This is a genomic window from Pseudoclavibacter sp. RFBI5 (genome assembly GCF_002931395.1).
Taxonomy (GTDB): Bacteria; Actinomycetota; Actinomycetes; order Actinomycetales; family Microbacteriaceae; genus Pseudoclavibacter.
In genome coordinates this window covers 50411-67119 of sequence record NZ_PSYA01000016.1, presented here as the reverse complement: position 1 = coordinate 67119, position 16709 = coordinate 50411, and the positions used below count along the sequence as shown (strand labels likewise).

At 69.5% G+C, this 16709-nt stretch carries 16 protein-coding genes; 8 read left to right on the top strand and 8 right to left on the bottom strand.

The window, feature by feature from the left end; genetic code table 11:
- Positions 1-237 precede the first annotated feature (237 nt).
- Both C5E06_RS18005 and C5E06_RS18000 read right to left on the bottom strand, forming a co-directional pair.
- Complete coding sequence (locus C5E06_RS18005) at positions 238-1071, bottom strand: aldo/keto reductase (protein WP_104307774.1); 834 nt, start codon at positions 1069-1071, stop codon at positions 238-240.
- Between the two features lie 96 nt (positions 1072-1167).
- Entirely contained in the window at positions 1168-2109 is a 942-nt protein-coding gene (locus C5E06_RS18000) for a LysR family transcriptional regulator (RefSeq protein WP_104240209.1), read from the bottom strand.
- A 75-nt stretch (positions 2110-2184) separates the two neighbouring features.
- Between C5E06_RS18000 and C5E06_RS17995 the strand changes: the two genes are divergently transcribed.
- Positions 2185-3837, top strand: coding sequence for an aminotransferase class I/II-fold pyridoxal phosphate-dependent enzyme (locus C5E06_RS17995; protein ID WP_258067763.1), 1653 nt, complete (start codon positions 2185-2187; stop codon positions 3835-3837).
- A gap of 310 nt (positions 3838-4147) precedes the next feature.
- Here the strand turns inward: C5E06_RS17995 and C5E06_RS17990 are convergent, their stop codons facing one another.
- Positions 4148-4678: a GNAT family N-acetyltransferase gene (locus C5E06_RS17990; protein ID WP_104307773.1), complete on the bottom strand. Its 531-nt coding sequence runs from the start codon at positions 4676-4678 to the stop codon at positions 4148-4150.
- A gap of 114 nt (positions 4679-4792) precedes the next feature.
- Positions 4793-5824: a LacI family DNA-binding transcriptional regulator gene (locus C5E06_RS17985; protein WP_258063012.1), complete on the bottom strand. Its 1032-nt coding sequence runs from the start codon at positions 5822-5824 to the stop codon at positions 4793-4795.
- 131 nt (positions 5825-5955) lie between these two features.
- Here C5E06_RS17985 and C5E06_RS17980 point away from each other — a divergent pair, with 131 nt between their 5' ends.
- The 5 genes from C5E06_RS17980 to C5E06_RS17960 all read left to right on the top strand — a co-directional run bounded on the left by C5E06_RS17980 (position 5956) and on the right by C5E06_RS17960 (position 11485).
- Entirely contained in the window at positions 5956-7182 is a 1227-nt protein-coding gene (locus C5E06_RS17980) for a Gfo/Idh/MocA family protein (protein WP_104307772.1), read from the top strand.
- A gap of 1 nt (position 7183) precedes the next feature.
- Positions 7184-8176 (top strand): Gfo/Idh/MocA family oxidoreductase, encoded by a 993-nt coding sequence (locus C5E06_RS17975; protein ID WP_104307771.1) that lies wholly within the window; start codon positions 7184-7186, stop codon positions 8174-8176.
- Positions 8177-8458: 282 nt separating this feature from the next.
- Positions 8459-9436: a substrate-binding domain-containing protein gene (locus C5E06_RS17970; protein WP_104240252.1), complete on the top strand. Its 978-nt coding sequence runs from the start codon at positions 8459-8461 to the stop codon at positions 9434-9436.
- Between the two features lie 67 nt (positions 9437-9503).
- Positions 9504-10586 carry an ABC transporter permease gene (locus tag C5E06_RS17965; RefSeq protein WP_104307770.1) on the top strand — a complete coding sequence of 361 codons (1083 nt, stop codon included), beginning with the start codon at positions 9504-9506 and terminating at the stop codon, positions 10584-10586.
- Entirely contained in the window at positions 10586-11485 is a 900-nt protein-coding gene (locus C5E06_RS17960) for an ATP-binding cassette domain-containing protein (protein WP_104307769.1), read from the top strand. Before C5E06_RS17965 ends, C5E06_RS17960 begins: the two co-directional genes overlap by 1 nt.
- A gap of 95 nt (positions 11486-11580) precedes the next feature.
- Here the strand turns inward: C5E06_RS17960 and C5E06_RS17955 are convergent, their stop codons facing one another.
- Complete coding sequence (locus C5E06_RS17955; RefSeq protein ID WP_104307801.1) at positions 11581-11982, bottom strand: YccF domain-containing protein; 402 nt, start codon at positions 11980-11982, stop codon at positions 11581-11583.
- Between the two features lie 160 nt (positions 11983-12142).
- Between C5E06_RS17955 and C5E06_RS17950 the strand changes: the two genes are divergently transcribed.
- Positions 12143-12643 carry a heme-degrading domain-containing protein gene (locus tag C5E06_RS17950; protein WP_104307768.1) on the top strand — a complete coding sequence of 167 codons (501 nt, stop codon included), beginning with the start codon at positions 12143-12145 and terminating at the stop codon, positions 12641-12643.
- Positions 12644-12828: 185 nt separating this feature from the next.
- On the opposite strand, the gene recQ is transcribed toward C5E06_RS17950, so the two are convergent.
- The 3 genes from recQ to C5E06_RS17935 all read right to left on the bottom strand — a co-directional run bounded on the left by recQ (position 12829) and on the right by C5E06_RS17935 (position 15490).
- A complete protein-coding gene (recQ, locus tag C5E06_RS17945) occupies positions 12829-14742 on the bottom strand; it encodes a DNA helicase RecQ (RefSeq protein ID WP_104307800.1) in 1914 nt (637 codons plus the stop codon).
- A gap of 61 nt (positions 14743-14803) precedes the next feature.
- A complete protein-coding gene (locus tag C5E06_RS17940; protein ID WP_104307767.1) occupies positions 14804-15031 on the bottom strand; it encodes a hypothetical protein in 228 nt (75 codons plus the stop codon).
- A 156-nt stretch (positions 15032-15187) separates the two neighbouring features.
- The gene (locus tag C5E06_RS17935; protein ID WP_104240217.1) at positions 15188-15490 is read right to left on the bottom strand and encodes a rhodanese-like domain-containing protein; all 303 of its coding nucleotides are present in this window, start codon (positions 15488-15490) and stop codon (positions 15188-15190) included.
- Positions 15491-15757: 267 nt separating this feature from the next.
- On the opposite strand from C5E06_RS17935, the gene efeU reads away from it, so the two are divergent.
- Entirely contained in the window at positions 15758-16666 is a 909-nt protein-coding gene (efeU, locus tag C5E06_RS17930) for an iron uptake transporter permease EfeU (RefSeq protein WP_104307766.1), read from the top strand.
- The last annotated feature ends 43 nt before the right edge of the window (positions 16667-16709 follow it).

The window sequence follows — 16709 nt, the reverse complement described above, 5'->3', positions numbered from 1 at the left end:
GTGAGATGAGCCGCACCGGGCCACACCTGTCTCCGGCAGCGAGGCGGTCCGGCGACCCGGCGCGCTCCTCGGGCTGGCCAACTTGCGTGACGAGCGTGCGCAGCTGGCGCCGGGCGCGGCCCGAGGCCGCGGCTCGTCCCGGAAGTTGGCCAGCGGCGGCAGGATGCTCCACCGGGAGGTCCCGCCTCGGGCTCCCGGCGAGAGGTGTCGCCGCGGGCTCCCCGCGAGAGCTCCCGCCTAGAACTCCTCGTGCGTGTCCGGATCCTGGTCCCAGATGCGTCCGCGCTCGAGGGCTGTGAGCGCATCCACCTCGGCCTGGTCGAGCTGGAAGTCGAAGATGTCGAGGTTCTTCGCCTGGCGCTCGGTGGATCGTGACTTCGGGATCGGCACCGAGCCGAGCTCGACGTGCCAGCGGAGAATCGCCTGCGCTGGCGACACCTCGTGCGCGGCGGCGATCTCGGCGACGACCGGGTGCTCGAGCAGCTCACCGCGACCGAGCGGGCTCCACGCCTCCGTCACTATGCCGTGCTCGGCGTGGAACGCGCGGAGCGCGGCCTGCGGGAAGAACGGGTGCAGCTCGATCTGGTTGACGGCGGGTGTGACACCGGTCGCTTCGACAATCCTCGTGAGGTGCTCCGGTGTGAAGTTCGAGACGCCGATGGAGCGCACGCGGCCGTCCTTCTGCAGCTGCACCAGGGCCCGCCAGGTGTCGACGTACTTCTCGAGGCGGGGCAGCGGCCAGTGGATGAGGAGCAGGTCGAGCTGCTCGAGCCCGAGGCGCGCGATCGACTCGTCGAAGCCCGTGAGGGTCTCGTCGTAGCCGTGGAAGCGGCCGGGGATCTTGCTCGTCACGACGATCTCGGAGCGTGGCACCTCGGAGGCGCGGATGCCGCGCCCGACGGCTTCCTCGTTGTCGTAGCTGATGGCGGTGTCGAGCAGCCGGTAGCCGAGCGCAAGCGCCTCGCGAGTGGGGCCTGCCGAGTCCTCGCCCGCGTGGGGGTAGGTGCCGAAGCCGATCGCGGGGATCGTGGTGCCGTCGTTGAGCCCAAGTGCAGGAACGTTGCTGGTCACTGTTCGCCTTCCGTCATTTGTCAGAACAAAGCGAGCCTAGGGTGTGCGCTCGGGAGGTTTCCGACCGTGACGCGCGGCACCGCGTCGATGCCGCCATCAGGTGGCGGAGGTGGGGGAGTGGAGGTCCGCGAGCGCTTCCGTGATGGCCGCGCGCAGGCCAGCCGGCGGCTCCTCGCGCGTCGCGAGCACCACCTCACGCGTGAGCGTCGCGGGATCGATGGGCACGAATGCCACCGCGTCGTCGTGCCAGCTCGCCACCGAGGCAGGGACCACGGCGACGAGCTGCCCCGCGGCGATCATCCCGAGGATCGCGGGGTAATCGTCCGAGCGCATCCCCGTGCTCGCTTCGAACCCGGCCCTCCTGCAGTGTTCCCGGGTCGCCTCGTCGAGCGTGTCTCCACCGGAGGCACCGAACGCCCAGCGGTCGTCGCGCAGCTCGCCGAATCCCCGGACCGGCTGCCGGCGCTCGGCGGCCGCGAGCGGATGCTCGCGAGGCACGGCGAGGAAGAGCGGCTCGGCGAAGAGGAGCGTGGTGGTGATCTCGGGGGACAACGGCGTCGGCAGGTCCGACGCCTGGAACAGGACCGCCGCGTCGAGCCGCCCCTGCTCGAGCTGCCGGCCGAGGCGCTCGCACTCGTCGAGGGTCAGCTCGAGGCTGAGCTGCTCTCGTTCGGCGCGGCTCAGGATGCCGGGCACGACCAGGGCGCCGAGCGTGGGGAAGATGCCGAAGCGGACGAGGCGTCGCTCGTCGTCGAGCCAGGCGTCGAGCTCGGCGAATGCCCGGCGTCCGCCCTCGAGCAGCTGCCTCGCCCGAGGTGCGAACACGGTGCCGGCCGCGGTCGGCACGCTTCCCCGAGGGCCGCGCTCGAGGAGCTTCGTGCCCGCCTGCTGCTCGAGGCGCTTCAGGTGGTGGTCGACGGTCGGGTGGCTCCAGCCGAGTGCCGTCGCCGCGGCTGAGACGGAGCCCGCCGCGAGCACCGCGTCGAACGCCGCGAGTCCGCGGAAGTCGGGGAGGTCCGCGGATCGGCGATCATACATAGCTTCAGTCTAGGACTGAAGCGACCCCGGCAACCTGCCATTCTGTCTTGGAAGCCGGGGTGCCACGATAGGGGGATGACGCACGCACCTGAGTTCCCCACGTTCGCCCTCGACGACGCAGCGGGCGCCTTCGGCGGAGCTGCGGCGAATGCGAGCGTGGACGTGCAGGGACAGAGCCAGATGGGGGCGAGCGCCGCGAGCCGCGAGACGGCCGGCGCCCCCTACGCGGCGGCGCTCGCGATGCACGCTGCCCGCGACTCGACGGCCTTCCTGGTCCCGGGGCACGGCGCCGACGCCAGCGGCCTCGGCCTCGGGCAGGCCGAGTACTTCGGCGAGCGCGTCCTCGAACTCGACGTGACGCCCCTGCTCGACGGCATCGACCTCGGTGACGGCTCGCCCCGCGAGCAGGCCGAGCGGCTCGCCGCCGACGCGTGGGGCGCGTCCAGGACCTGGTTCCTGACCGGCGGCTCCTCGATGGGCAACCGCATGGCCGCGCTCGCGGCCAGGGGGCTGGGCGAGGGGGTGCTCATGCAGCGCAGCGCCCACTCGAGCTTCGTCGACGGCATCATCCTCGGCGGCTCCTCGCCGAGCTTCGTGCTGCCGGAGGTCGACCTCGAGCACGGCATCGCCCACGGCGTCACCCCCGACTCGGTCGCCGAAGCTCTCGCCGAGCGGCAGGCGTCCGGCGGCGGTGACGTTGCGGCCATCTACATCGTGTCCCCGAGCTACTTCGGCGCGGTCGCCGATGTCGCCGGCATCGCCGAGGTCGCACACGAGGCCGGCGCCGCGCTCATCGTCGACGCCGCCTGGGGTGCCCACTTCGGCTTCCTTCCCGAGCTTCCGGACTCCCCGGTTCGGCTCGGTGCCGACCTCGTCGTGACGAGCACCCACAAGCTCACGTCCTCGCTCTCGCAGAGCGCGCTCGTCCACCTCGGGCACGGGCCCATCGCGCGAGCCCTCGAGCCGCACGTCGAGCGCGCCCACCGCATGACCGCATCCACGAGCGAGAGCTCCTTGCTGCTCGCATCGCTCGACCTCGACCGTCGTGACCTCGTCGAGCGCCGCGACCTGCTCGAGGAGTCGCACGCTGCCGTGCTTGCCGCCAGGGCGATGTTCCGTGCCGACGGCCGCTTCCCGGTGGCCTCCGACGCGTTCGGGGGCTTCCCGTCGACCGTCGCGATCGACCCCTTCCGCATCCCGCTCGACATCCGTGCGACTGGCCTCGACGGGCACACCGTGCGGCTGCGGCTCGCCCGCGAATACGGCGTGATGGTCGAGATGGCGACCGTCAGCTGCATCGTCGCGGTCATCGGCATCGGCAAGACGCCGGATACGCGCGTCCTGCTCGACGCGCTCGCCGAGATCGCGGCAGGCGCCGCCGACTCGCGGTCCGCGGATGCGGCGGGCGACTCGGCCTCCTCGATCCCGCCCATGCCGGGGCCAGGGGCCATGCGCATCCGCCCCCGCGCCGCATACCTCGCTGACGCCGAGACGGTGTCGTTCTCGGATGCGGTCGGGCGCATCTCCGCCGACTCGCTCGCCGCCTACCCGCCAGGGATCCCGAACGTCCTCCCGGGTGAGGAGATCACGCTCGAGGTCGTCGACTTCCTCCGCGCTTCGGCTGCGGCGGGGAGCCACGTGCGCGGTGCCGTGGACTCGGCAGTCTCCGCATTCCGCGTCGTCGTCGAGGAGCGGGGCAGCGCCGCGCTGGCGGTTCGGCGCGAGTAGGTCGGCGCTCTCGTGACCAACTTCAGTGCGGAATCGCTGCTCAGCGGTTCCGGGGCGCGTGGTGGGGCCGTTTTTGCACTGATGTTGGTCAGGCGGGGTTTCGTCTTGTCTCGGAGTCAGGTGCGTCCGGCGTCGGCCGATGTGCCGGCGTCGAGGAGCGGGGCAGCGCCGCGCTGGCGCTCTGGCGCGGGCAGTTCGGCGCTCTCGTGACCAACTTCAGTGCGGAATCGCTGCTCAGCGGTTCCGGGGCGCGTAGTGGGGCCGTTTTCGCACTGATGTTGGTCAGGCGGGGTTTCGTCTTGGCTCGGAGTCAGGTGCGCCCGGCGTCGGCCGGTGTGCCGTCGTCGAGGATGAGCTGCAGGAAGACCACGTCGAGCCAGCGGCCGAACTTCGTGCCGACCTGGTCGAGGCGGCCCGCGTGCACGAAGCCGAGGCGCTCGTGCAGGCCGATCGAGGTCACGTTCGCCGCGTCGATGGCGGCCACCATGACGTGCTTGCCAGCTTCGCGGGCGCGGCCGATGAGCGCGAGTGTGAGGGCCTTCCCGAGTCCACGCCCGCGGGCCTCGCCGCGCACGTAGACGGAGTGCTCGACCGTGTGCCGGTAGCCGGAGAAGGTGCGGAAGTCGCCGTAGCTCGCGTAGCCGAGCACCGCATCCGATTCATCGACGGCGACGAGCACGGGCAGGCCGGCTGAGGTGCGCCCCGCGAACCAGGAGCGACGGTCGTCGTCGTCGACCGTCTCGGCGTTCCAGTTGACGGTCGTCGTCAGCACGTCCTCGTTGTAGATCGCGGTGATCGCGGGGATGTCGTCGACGGTGGCATCGCGGATGATCGGGTTCACCCGGCCAGTATCCCGCAGGGTCGCACTTCCACACCCCACGCCCCCGCGCCACGGCGAGCCCGGGGCGATGCCTCGATGCCGATGCCGATGCCGATGCCTCGATGCCTCCGCGGCTCAGGCCGGGGCGCTGCCCGTCGACCCGCGCACCGCGAGGCTCGTGACGACCCGCTGCACCCGCTGGAGCTGCACGGGGTGCTGCATCCGTTCGAGCAGGAACGTGCCCGCCTGCACGCCGATCGCGAAGTTGCCGGTGTCGACGGACGTGAGGGAGACGACCTGGAACCTCGCGAGCGGGGAGTTGTCGTAGCCCGCGACGGAGAGGTCGGCGGGGACACGGAGGCCGAGGGTGTCGGCGACCGAGAGCACGCCGATGGCGGAGGCGTCGTTGAAGGCGAAGATCGCGGTGACGCGTTCGGCGGCCGAGCGGCTGAGGAGCCGAGCTGCTGCGGCATGTGCGCTCTCCTCGCTCATGCCTCCTGCGTCGACGACGGCGCTCGAGGCGACGCCTGCTTCCGTCATGGCGCGCAGGAACCCCTGCTCGCGCAGTCGGCTGATGCGACCTGGGCCCTGCAGGTACGCGATGCGGGTGTGGCCGAGGTCGAGGAGGTGGCGGGTCACCTGGTGGGCGCCCGCCTCGTCGTCGTTGGTGACGACGTCGACGGAGGGCAGCTCGGGGTCGAGGGTGCCGGCGAGCACGGTGGGGATGTCGTCGGCGATGCGTGCGATGGCATCGGCCTCGGAGGTGGTGCCGATGACGACGATGCCGTCGACGCCCTGCTGCGTGAGGGTCTGCAGCGAGCTGCGCCCGACGCGCTGGTCGGTGCGGCTGTCGGCGAGGAGGGTCGCGTAGCCGGAGGCGTGGAGCGTGGCGGAGACCCCTTCGAGGAGTTCGACGAACCAGGGGTTGCGGAGGTCGTTGACGATGAGTCCGACGGTCTTCGTCTTGGTGCGGGCGAGGCCTCGCGCGTGCGCGTTCGGCCGGTAGCCGAGCTCGGCGATCGCAGCGAGCACTGCCTGGCGTCTCGCGTCGCTCACGTGCGGTGCGTCGCGCAGGACCAGCGAGACGAGGGACTTGGAGACGCCGGCCTGCTCGGCGACGTCACGGATCGTGACTGGTGCCGCGGGGGACTTCGGGGTCTCGCTCACGAGGTCGCCTCCGTGCTCTGCATCTGGTCGCCACCAGCGTATGGCCTTTCCCGGCATCGTGTGGAACTATTTGCATCGATCCATATTTGTCCAATAGGGGCAAGGCAGAGCAGACGAGCACCGAGGGTGACATGAGCAGACAGAACGCGCGCCGGCTGAGCGCAGGAATGGTCGGTGGCGGCATCGGTGCCGACATCGGCAAGACGCATCGATTCGGGATGCGGCTGGACGACCGATACGCCCTCGACGCCGGGGTCTTCGGCCGCGACCGCGGACAGTCGGCCGAGGTGGCTGCATCGCTCGGGGTCGCTCCGGAACGCAGCTACGCGAGCTACCAGGAGATGGCGGAGGTCGAGGCGACGAGGGCGGACGGTGTCGACGTCGTCATCGTCGCGACGCCGAACGACACCCACTTCGAGGTGACGAAGGCGTTCCTCGAGCGCGGCATCCACGTCGTGTGCGAGAAGCCGCTCACGCAGGACTCCGCGACCGCGCGCGAGCTCGTCGAGCTGGCGGCCGCGAGCGGAGCGATCCTCGCCGTCCCCCATTGCTACTCGGCCTACCCGATGGTGCGCGAGGCCGCCCGAATGGTCAGCGACGGACGCCTGGGGCGCCTCACCTTCGTCGACGTCGAGCACGCCTCCGGGTGGGCCACGACGCCGCTGGAGCTGACCGGCCACAAGCAGGCGAGCTGGCGCACGGACCCCGACATCGCCGGCTTCCCGAGCGTGGTCGGGGACCTCGGCACGCACGCCTACCACCTCGCCCGCTACATCACGGGCCTCGAGGTCGAGCAGGTCTCCGCCCAGCTGCACACGCTCGTGCCGGGACGCAGGGTCTTCGACAACGCGACGGTCGCGCTCAGGCTCGCCGACGAGACCCCTGGCCGTCTCTGGGCGAGCATGGCCGCGACGGGGCACAACCACGGGCTGCGCATCCGGGTGTTCGGCGACGAGGGCAGCCTCGAGTGGCAGCACGAGGACCCGCACCACCTCACCTTCCAGGATCTGGAGGGGACGACGACGATCTTCACGCACGGCCTCGCGTCGCTCTCCGAGGACTCCGCCAGGCTCACGAGGGTCGGGCTCGGGCACCCCGAGGGGTTCCTCGAGGCGTTCGGCAACTTCTACCGCGACCTCGCCGACGAGCTCGAGGCGCGCCGGGACGCGCGAGGCTCGACGGTCCGCGAGCTGTCGTTCCCGACGGGCATCGATGGTCTCATCGGGGTGCAGTTCGTCGAGGCCGTCGCAGCCTCGCATGCGGCGGATGGAGCGTGGACCGTGCCCGCGAGCGTCGCCGACCGCGACGCCGAGGTGGCCGCGGCCGACGCCGAGCTCCGGGAAGCCGGAGGGAAGTGACATGCAGCGTTTCGCCCTCATCGGCGCCGGGTTCATCGGCGCCGTCCACGCCCAGAGTCTCGCGGCCAACCCGGACGTCGACTTCCGATTCGTCTACGACGTCGACCGGGCCAGGGCCGAGAAGCTGGCTGCCTCGCACGGTGCCGCCGCGGCGTCCTCGCTCGAGCAGCTCTTCGATGCGGCAGAGGTCGACGCGGTGCTCATCGCGTCGTCCACGAACAAGCACGCCGATCATCTGCGGCTCGCGGCCGATGCCGGTATCGCGGCGCTCTGCGAGAAGCCCATCGATCTCGATCTGGAGCGCGCCCGCGAGACGGTCGAGTACGTCGAGGAATCCGGCATCACCGCCATGGTCGACTTCAACCGACGCTTCGACCGCGACTACGCCGAGCTGAAGCGCACCGTGGATGCCGGGGAGATCGGCACCGTCGAGCTGCTGCAGCTCTCGAGTCGCGGCCCCTCCATGCCGCCGCTCGAGTACATCGCGGTCTCGGGCGGGCAGATGCGCGACCAGACGGTGCACTTCTTCGACCTCGCGACGTGGATCACGGGACTCGACGCCGTCGCGGTGTACGCGACGGGCAGCGCGCTCGCGGAGCCGAGGGTCGCCGAGTACGGCGACGTCGATACGTCGATCGCGACCGTGCGGCTCGCGAATGGTGCGCTCGTGCAGATCGACAGCATCCGTCGCTCGGGGTACGGCTACGACGAGCGCATCGAGGTGTTCGGCTCGGAGGGGCTCGTCGAGGCGAAGCGGCACCCCGCAGGTCAGGTCGCGAGGTACGGCAAGGGCGTCGTCGTCGGGTCGGGGATGCACGCCGGCTGGTTCGAGCGCGTGCAGCCCACGTACGCGGCCGCGCTCGCGGAGTTCGTCGCGGCACTTGAGGGTGGTCGCGCGCCGTCGCCGTCGCTGCGGGATGCGCTGCGGGCCCAGGCGATCGCGGAGGCCGCGACGCGGTCGCTCGCGAGTGGGCGTGAGGAGCCGGTGGAGTAGGGGGTCACCTCTGCTCTCCGGGTGGGCGGTCGCTCCGCGATCGCCCACCTTCTCGCGTCGTGACGAAGCTGAGATGGACGCGTCACAAAAAAGTATTTGCTTAATACACCTGTTGAGCTATTGTCATGACAAGTCAGTGACGTGCTCGTCGCTCTCGGACAAGGATGACCGAGCGAGCACACGTGGGTTCCTCAAGACGCCGTCCCCAGCGGCTGTCCTGTCGAGCGTCCAACTGGCGTCATCACGGCATTCAAAGGAGTTTTCGTGAAGAAGAAACGTCTCATGTTCGGCCTGGCAGCGCTCGCAATGGTGCCGGTCTTCGCGCTCACCGCCTGCTCCTCCGCAGGTGGCCGCGACACCGGAACGGCCGAAGACCCGGCGGTCGCGGGCGTCGCAGACACGCCCTCCATCAAGATCGCGATGATCACGCACGCCGCCCCGGGAGACACCTTCTGGGACATCGTTCGGAAGGGCGCCGAGACCGCGGCGGCGAAGGACAACGTCGAACTGCTCTATTCCTCCGACCCGCAGGCGCCGAACCAGGCCCAGCTCATCCAACAGGCGATCGACCAGGGCGTCGACGGCATCGCCGTCACGATCGCCAAGGGGGACGCACTCGAAGACTCCATCAAGGCCGCCGTCGACGCCGGTATCCCCGTGGTCGCATTCAACGGCGGAAGCAAGGAGGCCTTCGAATTCGGTGCCTTCACCTACATCGGCCAGGACGAAGTGGTTGCAGGCCAGGCCGCTGGCGACAAGATCACCGAGCTCGGCTACACGAAGCCCCTCTGCATCATCCAGGAGCAGGGCCACGTCGGCCTCGAAGCCCGCTGCGCCGGCATCAAGGAGAAGGTGCCAGCCACCGAGATCCTGTACGTGACCGGCACGGACATGACGCAGGTCAAGTCGACCATCTCCGCCAAGCTCCAGTCGACGCCGGACACCGACGTCGTCATCGGACTCGGCGCTCCGTTCACGCTCACGGCGATCGATTCGGTCGCCGAGACCGGCTCCAGCGCCAAGGTCGCGTCCTTCGACCTCAACGCAGACCTCGCGCAGGCGATCGTCGACGGCGACGTCGTGTTCACCGTCGATCAGCAACCCTACCTGCAGGGATACATGGCAGTCGACTCGCTCTGGCTGCAGAACAACGGCGAGTTCGCCCTCGGTGGCGGCAAGCCCGTGCTCACCGGCCCGACGATCATCGACGAGAGCAACGCGGCCGTTGTCCTCGAAGAGGCCAAGAAGGGTATCCGCTAACCAGCGAGCCACGGTCGGGATGGCTGCGAGCCGCGGCCATCCCGACCTCTCACAAGGAAGTGCAGTCATGGTTCACACCGCAACACCAACTTCAGCATCGCCCCGAACACCCGCCACCGGCCCCGTATCCTCGAGCGCCGACGAGCGTGTCGGCAGACGCTCGCCGCTGTCGGTCATCCTCGGTCGGCCCGAGATGGGCGCCGTCGTCGGCGCAATCGTCGTGTTCGTCTTCTTCGCGATCGCGGCGCCCGTCTTCACCCAGGTCACCTCCCTCGCGACCGTCCTCTACGGCGCCTCCACGATCGGCATCATGGCGGTCGGCGTCTCCCTCCTCATGATCGGCGGCGAGTTCGACCTCTCCGCCGGTGTCGCCGTCATCTCCTCGGCACTCACCGCATCCCTCTTCAGCTGGTACTTCGCCACCAACGTGTGGGTGGGCGTGCTCATGGGCCTCGTCTTCGCCCTCGCCGTCGGCTTCATCAACGGCTGGCTGCTCATCAAGACGAAGCTGCCGTCGTTCATCGTGACGCTCGCGTCGTTCCTCATGCTGACGGGGCTCAACCTCGGCATCACTCGACTCGTCGGCGGCGGTGTCTCCAGCCCCGCCATCGCGGACATGGACGGCTTCGCATCGGCCAAGGCGATCTTTGCCAGCGAGATCCCCGTCTTCGGCGTCAACGTGAACGTCACCGTCTTCATCTGGATCGCGCTGGTGCTCGTCGCCACGTTCATCCTGATGCGCACCAAGATCGGCAACTGGATCTTCGCCGTCGGCGGCGACGAGAACGCGGCCCGCGCGGTCGGCGTGCCCGTCACGGCGACCAAGATCGGCCTCTTCATGGGCGTCGGGTTCTGCGCCTGGATCCTGGGCATGCACAACCTGTTCGCCTTCAACGTGGTCCAGTCGGGCGAGGGTATCGGCAACGAGTTCCTGTACATCATCGCGGCCGTCATCGGCGGCTGCCTCCTCACCGGCGGCTACGGCTCGGCGATCGGCGGCGCGATCGGCGCCCTCATTTTCGGCATGGCCAACAAGGGCATCGTCTACGCCCAGTGGAACCCGGACTGGTTCAAGTTCTTCCTCGGCCTCATGCTGCTGATGGCAACGATCGTGAACCTCGTCGTCAAGAAGAGGGCGGAGCAGAAGTGATGACAACGAACCAGACAGCAGCCGCGGACGTGCAGCAGCACGACCGCGTCGAGCAGGGCACGCACCTCATCTCGCTCCGGGATGCGGGCAAGCGGTACGGCAACATCCTCGCCCTGCAGAACGTCGACATGGACGTCGATCCGGGACGCGTGACGTGCGTGCTCGGCGACAACGGTGCCGGGAAGTCGACGCTCATCAAGATCATCGCGGGGCGCCACGAGCACACCGATGGCGAGTTCCTCATCGAGGGCGAGTCGGTGCACCTCAAGTCGCCGCGCGAGGCCCTCGAGCGGGGCATCGCGGCCGTCTACCAGGACCTCGCGGTCGTGCCGCTCATGCCCATCTGGCGCAACTTCTTCCTCGGCTCCGAGCTCACGAAGGGCTTCGGCCCCTTCAAGAGCCTCGACGTCGACCAGATGAAGGCCATCACCAAGAAGGAGCTGCTCGACATGGGCATCGACCTTCGCGACGTCGACCAGCCCATCGGCCAGCTCTCCGGCGGCGAGCGGCAGTGCGTCGCGATCGCCCGCGCCGTGTACTTCGGGGCGAAGGCGCTCATCCTGGACGAGCCGACCGCCGCCCTCGGCGTGAAGCAGTCGGGCGTGGTGCTGCGCTACATCCTCGCGGCCCGCGACCGCGGGCTCGGCGTGATCTTTATCACCCACAACCCGCACCACGCGTTCCCCGTCGGCGACAGCTTCCTGCTCCTCAAGCGCGGCAAGTCGATCGGCTACTACGACAAGGCCGACATCACGCTCGACGAGCTCACCGCGCAGATGGCCGGCGGCGCCGAACTCGAGGAGCTCGCCCACGAGCTCGAACAGCTCGGCGGCTACACGCAGGACATCGCCGTCATCCGCGAAGTGGGGGACGACATCCCGGACGTGCCCGTGAAGTAGGCGCGAGCATCCACCGCGAGACGCCGCGAGCAGCGCGCGGAACGGCCGGCACCCTCAGCGGGGTGCCGGCCGTTCCTTGCGCTCGGGGAGACCCGTCAGCGCCGCGGGCTGCCGAACGGGCCGTTGTCGCGGTCGATGACCTCCTTGCCGAGGGGCGAGAGGGAGATCGGGATCATCTTGAAGTCGGCGATGCCCATCGGGATGCCGATGATCGTGACGCACAGTGCGATGCCAGAGACGATGTGGCCGATCGCGAGCCACCAGCCCGCGAGGACGAACCAGATGACGTTGCCGATGAACGAGAACGCGCCGGCGTCGGCTCGCGAGACGACGTCGCGTCCGAAGGGCCAGAGCGCGTAGAGGCCGATGCGGAACGAGGCGATCGCCCACGGGATGGTGACGATCGGGATGCACAGCAGCACGCCCGCGAGGACGTAGCCGCAGAAGAGCCAGAACCCCGAGAGGAGGAGCCAGATGATGTTGAGGAGAGTGCGCATGCGAACAGCCTGCCGGAACTCGCGATGTATCGCGTCAACCCGGAGGGTGAAATCGATCATGTTCTTATGTCATGACAAATGAGGCTTCGAGGGTTATGCTCGCTTGCAGGCACGTAGGCGTGCCCCAGCACTCCACTCATTCCGCACACCGAGGTGAACCATGAGCTCCGCCCCCACTCCGCCATACGTCGGCCTGCCCGTCGACGACATCCTCCAGCTCCTGCGCGCCGAAGAGCGGGAGCTCGACTTCCCGAGCTTCACGCTCGAGGATGCCTGGCAGGTCGGCACGTGGCTGCGCCACGAGTCGCTCGTGCGCGGGCACAGCGTCGCCGTCTCGATCGTCCTGGGCGGGCAGCGGGCGTTCCACGCGGCGACCCCCGGCTCCGCGGCGCTCAACGACGCGTGGCTCGCCCGCAAGCTCCGGGTCGTCGAGCACTTCGGCCACTCGACCCTCGCGGTCCGGTACACCTATCAGGCGAACGGCGAGGACTTCGCCGCCGACTCGCTGCTCGACCCGCGCGAGTACGCCGCTGCCGGCGGCGCCTTCCCCATCCGCATCGGGGGAACGCTCGCCGGTGCCGTCGGCGTGAGCGGCCTCGAGATGCACGAGGACCACGCGCTGGTCGTCGAAGCGCTGCGCGTGCACCGAGTGCTCTCCTAGCCGCCAGGCAACAGGACGCTGACTGACCTGCAGTCCGTGCCCCCGCCCCCGCTCAACGTGTGCGGAGGCTGGCTTCCGGCGACGCCGATGGGTTCTCGCGGCGCTCGTGCTGGGTTTCGGTGACCGGTGATGGGTTTTATCCCATCACGGTCACTGAAACCCATCACGGTTCGAGGTCGGCGGCGCTACTCATCCGCGATGGCGTCGAGCACGTCGTCGGCGTAGCGCTCCAGCTTCGCCGCGCCGACGCCCGAGATCGCCGCGAGCTGCGCGTGCTGGCGCGGCTTCACCTCGGCGATGGCCGCGAGCGTCGCATCCGTGAACACGATGTACGCCGGCACGCCCTGCTCCTTCGCCGTCTCCGCCCGCCAGGCACGCAGCCGCTCGAACACCTCGCGCTGCGACTCGGTGAGGGCCGCGGCTGCCGCGCTGCCGCCGCCGGAGCGGCCCGAGTACTCGCCGCGCGAGCGTCGCCCGCTCGAGCCGGGCGCCTTCGGGGGCTCCTTGCGGAACATGAGCTGACGCTCGCCGCGCAGCACCGGGGCGGCCTCGCTGGTGAGCGCGAGCACGCCGTACTCGCCGCGCACCGCGAGCACGCCCGCCGCGAGCAGCTGGCGCACGACCCCGCGCCATTCCGTGTCGCCCAGGTCTTTGCCGATGCCGAACGTGGAGAGCTCGTCGTGCTTCCACTGCGTGACCTTGTCGGTGGTCTTCCCCGTGAGGATGTCGATGAGCTGGCCGGCGCCGAACGCCTGGCCGTTGCGCTCCCTGTCGAGCCGCAGCACCGTCGAGAGCAGCTTCTGCGCGGGAATCGTGCCGTCCCACGAGTCGGGAGGTGAGATGCACGTGTCGCAGTTGCCGCACGGCTCGCTCAGCTGCCCGAAGTAGGCGAGGAGCTGCACGCGGCGACACGTGACCGTCTCGCAGAGCGCGAGCATGGCGTCGAGGTGCTGGCTCTGCGCGCGCTTGCGCTGCGCGTCGCCATCGCCTTCGGCGATCATGCGCCGCTGCTGCACCACGTCCTGGAGTCCGTAGGCGAGCCACGCGGTCGAGGGGAGCCCGTCGCGTCCGGCGCGACCTGTCTCCTGGTAGTAGCCCTCGATGCTCTTCGGCAGGTCGAGGTGGGCGACGAAGCGCACATCGGGCTTGTCGATGCCCATGCCGAACGCGATCGTCGCGACCATGACGACCCCGTCCTCGCGCAGGAACTTCGACTGGTGCCTCGCCCGCGTCTCGGCGGGCATGCCGGCGTGGTAGCCGAGGGCATTCACGCCCTGCCCACGCAGCCACTCCGAGATGTTCTCGACCGACTTTCGACTCAGGCAGTAGACGACGCCCGCATCGCCCGCGTGCTCCTCCTGGATGAGGCGCAGCAGTTGCGCCTTTGGGGTCTGCTTGGGGGAGACGCGGTACTGGATGTTGGGGCGGTCGAAGCTCGCGACGAACACCTTCGCGTCGTCGAGCGCTAGCCGCTCGACGATCTCCTGCCGTGTCTCGCTCGTCGCGGTCGCCGTCAGCGCGATGCGCGGAACCCCGGGCCACCGCTCGGCGATCATCGACAGGTTCAGGTAGTCGGGTCGGAAGTCGTGACCCCACTGCGCGACGCAGTGCGCCTCGTCGATGGCGAACAACGAGATGTTCGTTCGGCTGAGGAGGTCGGCTGCGACGGGCAGACGTTCCGGCGCCAGGTAGATGAGGTCGAGCTCGCCCGCCAGCAGCTGACGCTCGACGTCGCGGCGCTCATCGATGGACTGCGTGGAGTTGAGGAAGGCCGCCCGCACGCCGAGCTGCTCGAGTGCCCCGACCTGGTCGTGCATGAGCGCGATGAGCGGCGAGATGACGACGCCGGTACCCTCGCGGACCAGCGCGGGCACCTGGTAGCAGAGGCTTTTCCCGCCACCGGTCGGCATGAGCACGACGGCATCGTCGCCGGCACACAGCCGCTCGATGATCTGCGCCTGGTCGCCGCGGAAGTCGTCGTAGCCGAAGACCTCCCTGAGCACCGTCTGCGCGCGCTGGAGCAGGGTCCCTGATGGAGCGGGGGCATCTGTCTCGTGCGTTGCGACCATGCAAGCAACCCTAGGCGCGACCTCGGACATCCGCTCGGTCATCCACAGGCGCGATCGCTCCATGCGCTCAGCAGCGAGCGATGACTCGGTGCTACCCCGCGGCGCGGACGCGGGACGCGGGCGGGTAGTACCGGAAGCCCGGGATGAAGAGCGGAGGCGGTTGGACGGCTGGCTGGCGCCGCGGCAGCGTGTGGCCGAAGGGATCTGCCTGCGCCGCCCGGTGCTGCTGCTCGGCCTGCCGCTGCGCCTCGGTGTTCGGCTGCGAGGCCAGCCGGTTCGGGGCGTCGCGGGTGCGCGCAGGACGCCGTGGACTGTTCACGCTCCACTCCCATCGCCGGTGGATCTGGGGCGCCGTGGCGCCCCAGTCGAGGTGGCCCCACGCTAGCGAGAATCGTCGCGCGGCACACCCGAGAGGACGGGGAGAACTCCCCGTCGCCGTTCGGTACTCGGCGGTGAGCGCTCCTGGCTGCTCGCGTCAGCCGCGCTCGACCGTGTGGCCGGCGCCCGCCCACTCCGACATGCCGCCGAGCACGTTGACGACCGGCTTGTCCTGCTGCTCGAGGTAGGCAGTGGCTCGCTCGCTGCGCACACCAGCCGCGCAGATCAGGTAGACCGGGCCGTCATCCGGCACCTCGTCTGCGCGCTCCACAAGTTCACTGAGCGGCACGTTGCTGGCCCAGGGGATGCGCACGGCCGAGAATTCGTCCGGCTCGCGGACGTCGATGACCGTGGCCTGCTCGCCGAGCGCCGCGAGCTGGGTGATGTCGATGGTCTGCACGAATGCTCCTCCTGAACTGGCTGATGCCCGACGGTGGCGCGGGCCGCTGCCCACGGTACTTGAGTCGTCTCGGTGGGACCTTCCGCCCCGTTCCAGCCCGATCGTGGCGGGTGCGCGATCCTCGGTATCGGGGACTTGGCAATTCGCCGAGGACGGGTGTATCTTCGCGAAAGGTAAGCCTTACCTGGCCTACCGCGCATGGACGCCTGGGCTATGGCTGGCCCTCACGCCCGCCAGCCCGTACCCCCTCACGCCCAGGAACCCAACATGCTCGGCTCTCTGCTCATCGGACTCCGCGAAGGCCTCGAAGCGGCGCTTGTCGTCGGCATCCTCATCGCCTACGCAAGGCGCATCCAGCGTCCCGACATCGTGCGCCGCATCTGGCTCGGCGTCGCCTTCGCGGTCGTCGCGTCGCTCATCCTCGGCGCCGTCCTCACCTTCGGCGCCTACGGGCTCTCCTTCCAGGCGCAGGAGATCATCGGCGGCAGCCTCTCGCTCGTCGCCGTGGCCATGGTCACCTGGATGGTCTTCTGGATGCTCCGAGTCTCCAAGACCCTCAAGCACGAGCTGGAAGGGCAGGTCGACCGGCACCTCGGGGGCAGCGGGTGGGGCATCGTCGCCGTCGCCTTCGTCTCCGTCGCACGCGAGGGGCTCGAGACGGCGCTCTTCGTCTGGTCGACCACCCGCTCGGGCGACGGCTGGGTGCTCGGCTTCCTCGGCGCCATCGTCGGCCTGCTCCTCGCGGTCGGCCTCGCCTGGGGGCTCTTCCGCGGCGTCGTGCGCATCAACCTCTCGACGTTCTTCACGTGGACCGGCGCCATCCTCATCGTCTTCGCCGCCGGCATCGTCGCCTACGCCATCCACGACCTGCAGGAAGCCGCCGTCCTGCCCGGCCCCTTCATCGCGGCGCCGGAGGGCGCATCCGCCGCCGTGCAGGCCTGGTTCGGGGAGAACGCGTGGGCGTTCCGAATCCCAGAGGTCATCCCGCCGGACGGGCTCCTCGGGGCGCTCCTCAAGGGCACCATCGGCTTCACGCCCGAGATGACGAAGCTCGAGATCCTCGCCTACTTCGCCTACCTGATCCCGACAGCCGCGCTCTTCGTCATCCGCACGCGCTCCGGCCGCCGCCAATCGACCCCCACATCACCTCAGCCCGCGGCGACCGCCGCACGCTGAGCACCGACCTCAGCACCCGCTTTCAGCACCCGCTCTCAGAAGG